Origin of the sequence: Mesorhizobium sp. M4A.F.Ca.ET.050.02.1.1 (assembly GCF_003997725.1) — a bacterium.
Lineage (GTDB): Bacteria > Pseudomonadota > Alphaproteobacteria > Rhizobiales > Rhizobiaceae > Mesorhizobium.
This window is the reverse complement of sequence record NZ_RZSG01000427.1, coordinates 1-5,199: the sequence shown is the minus strand read 5'-3', so window position 1 is coordinate 5,199 and position 5,199 is coordinate 1. Positions and strand designations below refer to the sequence as shown.

Sequence of the window (5,199 nt, the reverse complement as noted above, 5' to 3'; positions counted from 1 at the left end):
GGTCAACAATGTGCTCGGCTTCCCCTACATTTTCCGCGGCGCGCTGGATGTCCGCGCCACCACCATCAACGACGAGATGAAGATCGCAGCGGCGCGCGCGCTGGCCGAGTTGGCGCGCCGCGACGTGCCCGACGACGTCGCCGCCGCCTATCAGGGCAACCGGCCGAAATTCGGCCCCAACTACATCATCCCGGTGCCGTTCGACCCGCGCCTGATCGCCGCCATCCCGCTGGCTGTGGCGAAGGCCGCGATGGAGTCCGGTGTCGCCCGCAAGCCGATCCTAGACCTCGGCCGTTACGCGCAGGAGCTTTCCGCCCGCCGCGATCCGATCGCCTCCACCCTGCAGCGCATCTACGACCGCGTGCGGCGCCAGCCCAAGCGCATCGTCTTCGCCGAGGGCGAGGAGGAGCAGGTGATGCGCGCCGCCGTCTCCTATGTGAACCAGAATCTCGGCACCGCCATCCTGCTCGGCCGCGACGACGTCATCAAGGAAAACGCCAAACACGCCGGCATCGAGCTCAACAAGCAGGGCATCGAGATCATCAATGCCAGGCTGTCGCGCCGCAACGGCATCTACACCGACTATCTCTACGAGCGCATGCAGCGAAAGGGCTTCCTGTTCCGCGACTGCCAGCGGCTGATCAACAATGACCGCAACCACTTCGCCGCCTGCATGGTGGCGCTGGGCGATGCCGACGGCATCGTCACTGGCGTCACCCGCAACTACTCCACCGCGCTTGACGACATCCGCCGCGTCATCGACGCCAAGCCGGGCCACCGCGTCATCGGCGTCTCGATCGTGCTCGCGCGGGGCAAGACCGTACTAGTCGCCGATACCGCCGTGCACGACATGCCGAATGCCGAGCAGATCGCCGACATCGCCGAGGAAGCGGCCGGCTTTGCCCGCCGCATGGGCTATGAGCCGCGGCTTGCCATGCTCGCCTACTCGACCTTCGGCCATCCGCATGGCGAACGTTCCGAGCGCGTGCAGGAGGCCGTGCGCATCCTCGACAAGCGCCGCGTCGATTTCGAGTATGACGGCGAGATGGCCGCCGACGTGGCGCTCAACGCCCGCGCCATGGCGCAATACCCGTTCATACGGCTGACCGGCCCGGCCAACGTGCTGATCATGCCGGCGTTCCACTCGGCCTCGATCTCGACCAAGATGCTGCAGGAACTCGGCGGCTCGACCGTTATCGGCCCGCTGCTGGTCGGCCTGAACAAGCCGGTGCAGATCGTTTCGCTGAACGCCAAGGACTCAGACATCGTCAACATGGCGGCGATCGCGGCCTACACGGCGAGCAACTGAGAAGCGGTGCGCGTCGGGCGCCTCCCATAACAGATTGATAATACTCAGCTGATATAGAGGGCCTCTTGCTGACTTGCCGTAACGGCATCTACGGCGCGCTCAGACCGCTAACTTGGGGGTGCGGCCATGAAGCATGACGGGGTCTCTGCATCCGCGGTTGGCCAGGGGGGCCACCACGACGAGCGGCTGGATGCGCTACTCAGCATCACCGGTCGCATGGACGGCTATCTCTACCGCTGCCGCAACGACCAGTCCTATACGATGCTCTACATCAGCGACGGCATCCTCACTGTCAGCGGCTATCGGCCGAGCGATTTCATCCACAATGCGGTGCGCGACTACGTTTCGGCCATCCATCCTGACGATCTCGCTTCGGTCTATGCTGCCGTCGACGCCGCGCTCGAGGCGCGCTGCAACTGGAATGTCGACTACCGCATCGTGCCGAGGGTCGGCGAGCCGCTCTGGGTCCGCGAGATCGGCGGCGGTGTCTGGGACGAGGCCGGCGGGCTCGAATTCCTCGAGGGGTTCGTCGTCGACATCAGCGACCGCAAGGTCGTCGAGGACCTCAATGCGCAGCTGCTGCTCGACCTCAAGGCCGCCAACGAGGAACTGTCGGCGCAAAAGCGTGAGATCGAGCTGGCCAAGCAGCAGAGCGACCATTCGGCCAACCACGATCTCCTGACCGATCTGCCCAACCGGCGCGCCTTCCACAACGAGCTCAAATCGGTGATCGGCCGCTGCGCCGCCACCGGCGAGGCGGCAGGCCTGCTGTTCATCGACCTCGACCGCTTCAAGGAGGTCAACGACACGCTTGGCCACGAGGCCGGCGATGCGCTGTTGCAGCGCGTGTCGGACAAGCTGCGCGCGATCCTGCGCAGCGCCGACTTCGTCGCGCGGCTCGGCGGCGACGAGTTCGCTTTCCTGTTTTCGGGCAAGGCGGACCAGGCCAGGGAGAAGGCGGTGCGCGTGGCGGAGCGCGTGCTGGAGCGGCTGCGCATCAAGGTTCCGGCTCCGGGAGGCGACATCCAGGTCGGCTGCACCGTCGGTGTCGCGATCTATCCTACGGAAGCCGCCGATCCCGACGCGCTGGTCGCGCTCGCCGACCGGCATATGTATGTCGGCAAGAAGGAAGGCCGTGGCCGGCTGGTCACTTCCGACCAATTGGCGCTGGAGCAGCCCGGGGCCGGCGGCGGCCAGTCGTCACGCCGCCAGCGCCGCATCGCCTAGCTCCGACGGGCGCGGCATCCATCGAGCAGGACGGATCGGCCGCAAACCTTCCCCCGCGAGGCAGGGGAAGGCAAGGCATTTGAAGGCGTGGCGACACCCTACTCCCGGTCGCGGCAGGCGAGATAGGCGCGCTTCCAGAAGCGCCAGCCGGTCACCTTCCACTTCCAGAATTCATAGCCGCGGCCGCCATGGTCGGACGCACACGATGGTCACCCCGCCCCAGCCCCAGGCGTGGTGCTTGTGGTGGCCATGGTGGTGGCCGCCAATGGCCATTGCAGACCTGGTCGAGGTTGGGGCTGGCCGCCGCTCTCGCCGCGCTCGGACGCCCGGAGGAAGCCGGGGCCGTCATCGCCGAAGCAACGCGCATCGACCAAGGTCTGACGGTCGCCTCGTTCGACGCGGTCGTGGGCCAGGTCCCGGACGGTCTGCGCGAGCGGGTCTGTTCGGCACTTAGACAGGCCGGGTGAGCTGAAAAGACAAAGGCCCGCAACGACGTGCTGCGGGCCCTTCTTGCAAAGATTGTAGAACCGGTCAGAACGAGCGCTGGAAGCGAAGGATGCCGCCGATGCTGTTTTCCTTGTCGGCTTTGGTCCAGTTGGTGACGGTATCTTCGCCGACATGCAGATAGTCGACTTCGGCCGTGACCTTGAGGCCCTTGACGATTTCATAGGCAATGTTCGCCGCGACGCCGAAGTTCTTGCCTTCGTCGTAGGAGAGCTGGGCGTTGAACGAGGTCTTCTCGTTGATGGTGTAGGTACCGCCGCCCCAGATCGCCCAGTTGCCGCTCCACTGCTTGTAGAAGCCGCGACCATGCGCGTCGATGACGTTGCCTGCGTCATCGTTGAGGTTGTCGTCGGTGCCGTAGCCGCCCATGATGAACAGCGACAGGTTGTCCATCGGCTTGACGTCGAGACGAACCTTGCCGGCCACTTCCTCGTAGTTGCTGTCATAGGCGACGACGCCGGTGATGGCGCCCCAGCCCTGCGTGTACTTCACGCCACCGACGACATGCGGAACATAGCTGTCGATCGTGCCGACGACGCCAGAGCCCTCTTCGAGAGAGACCACGGCCGAGAAGCCGTTGCCGGCGTCGAAGTAGTACTGGACGACGTTGGTGTCGAAATCGCCGTACGGAACCAGCGTATCCTGGATGACGTTGCCGGCGTAGCCGATGAACGAATCGAACGCCGATTCGTCCTTACCGACGCGCAGACCACCGAGCTGGATCGAGGCGAACTTCACCGAGACGCCCTTGTCGACGGCGGGATTGCCGGAGGCGAGGGTGCCATAGCCGTTGCTGTTGCCGAAGTTGAAGCGCATTTCGGTGTAGGTCTTCAAGGTGCCGAGCTCGGTTTCCTGGCCGGTCCAGGTCTTGAAGGTGAAGCGGGCATTCTTCTTCCAGGTGTCCTGCTGGTCACCGTCCTGGTGGTCGAAGGACTTCGCGCCGTCGAACGAGCCGACGTCGCCCATGCCGATGTCGTAGCGGACATAGCCGCCGATGCGAAGGCAGGTTTCGGTGCCGGGGATGTAGAAGTAGCCCGAGCCGTAGACGTCGCAGATCTTGACGTATTCGGCCGGCTCCGGCTCGGCGACGACGACCGCGTCGGCGGCGCGCGCACCGGAAACTGCGATCAGGGCCGCAGCTGAGCCGAGAAGAAGGCTCTTGATGTTCATTTTCTGAATCTCCAGTCAAAAGTTAAAACGGGTTTGATCTCTTGAAAGGCAGCGTTGCCGCCCCCTGTCCCCACGGTTGAAAAAGACGCGCATCGCGCCGCTTCTTCGCGCTCCACATGACCCATGTCGCAGCGCGGTTCAACAGAGATTGTGTCATAAAAGCGGCTTTTGGAATCTTGGAAAAGTATTGTTGCGTAAATACCACGAATATATTGTCGAAATTGGCACAAATGGCACAAGTTGTACAAACGAAACGTAACTATAGATTTACACAACCTGGGATACATCCAACGATGACTGTTCCATGAAATACCATTAGCCGACTAGTTAATGACGCGGCAACCGCCGTTTAACTAATTGATTTGAAAGAAAAAAATCAAACTCGCGAGCCGTTGGGATTGCTGGTCGGCGAAAAGTCGCGTGCGGCCAGCATGACTTCGTGCACCCTGTCGTGCTTGAGCATTTCAAGGGGAGTGCGACCATCGAGATCGGGCGAAGGGCGGGTCAGCCAGAACCATGCCAGCCTCGGATTGGCGATCACCGCCAGCAGCTCTCTGATCCCCGCGGCCGGCCTGCCGTCGACGAACTGGGCCAGCGGAAAGACATGCTTGCGGCCACCCTTGCGCAAGGCAATGACCTCGTTTCGCCGTTGCCAGCGATGCAGGGTCGAGCGCGGTATGCGGAAATTCTCTTCCAGATAGGTCGATCCTGCGACTTCGCCCGCCCAATCCTCGATCAGCACGGATTGTAGATCGTTGGTTCGCTGGCGCTCGCGCGGCGACGGGGGCTTCCCGGTCGCGGATGCCGGCACCGGGTGCTCATCCGCCCCACCGGCGTCTGCCGTGCTACGGCCGGCGTCTGCCGTGCCGCCACGCGCGGCCTTGTTGGCGGTCATGCTGAAGAACGCGGAAGCAAGCGCGGTCCAATCGCCTTTGAGGGAGCCGATCGCGAGCCGCTGTGTTTGCGGCAGGGAGGGAAAGGGGGCGGCG

5 protein-coding genes are annotated in these 5,199 nt (G+C 63.6%); 3 read left to right on the top strand and 2 right to left on the bottom strand.

The window, feature by feature from the left end:
• The 3 genes from EOA33_RS23485 to EOA33_RS39215 form a co-directional block, all read left to right on the top strand.
• Positions 1 to 1,309: phosphate acyltransferase (locus EOA33_RS23485; protein ID WP_281033547.1), on the top strand; the 1,309-nt coding region annotated here is incomplete at its 5' end.
• Between the two features lie 126 nt (positions 1,310 to 1,435).
• A complete protein-coding gene (locus EOA33_RS23480; protein WP_127406709.1) occupies positions 1,436 to 2,536 on the top strand; it encodes a sensor domain-containing diguanylate cyclase in 1,101 nt (366 codons plus the stop codon).
• A 290-nt stretch (positions 2,537 to 2,826) separates the two neighbouring features.
• A complete protein-coding gene (locus EOA33_RS39215) occupies positions 2,827 to 3,003 on the top strand; it encodes a hypothetical protein (RefSeq protein ID WP_189375128.1) in 177 nt (58 codons plus the stop codon).
• 64 nt (positions 3,004 to 3,067) lie between these two features.
• Here the strand turns inward: EOA33_RS39215 and EOA33_RS23475 are convergent, their stop codons facing one another.
• Positions 3,068 to 4,210, bottom strand: coding sequence for a porin (locus tag EOA33_RS23475; RefSeq protein WP_127406708.1), 1,143 nt, complete (start codon positions 4,208 to 4,210; stop codon positions 3,068 to 3,070).
• Between the two features lie 376 nt (positions 4,211 to 4,586).
• Positions 4,587 to 5,199: antitoxin Xre/MbcA/ParS toxin-binding domain-containing protein (locus tag EOA33_RS23470; RefSeq protein ID WP_127406707.1), on the bottom strand; the 613-nt coding region annotated here is incomplete at its 5' end.

Coding starts and splice junctions, on each gene's coding strand:
- EOA33_RS23480 (WP_127406709.1), top strand. CDS start 1,436: ATGAAGCATGACGGGGTCTCTGCATCCGCGGTTGGCCAGGGGGGCCAC.
- EOA33_RS23475 (WP_127406708.1), bottom strand. CDS start 4,210: ATGAACATCAAGAGCCTTCTTCTCGGCTCAGCTGCGGCCCTGATCGCA.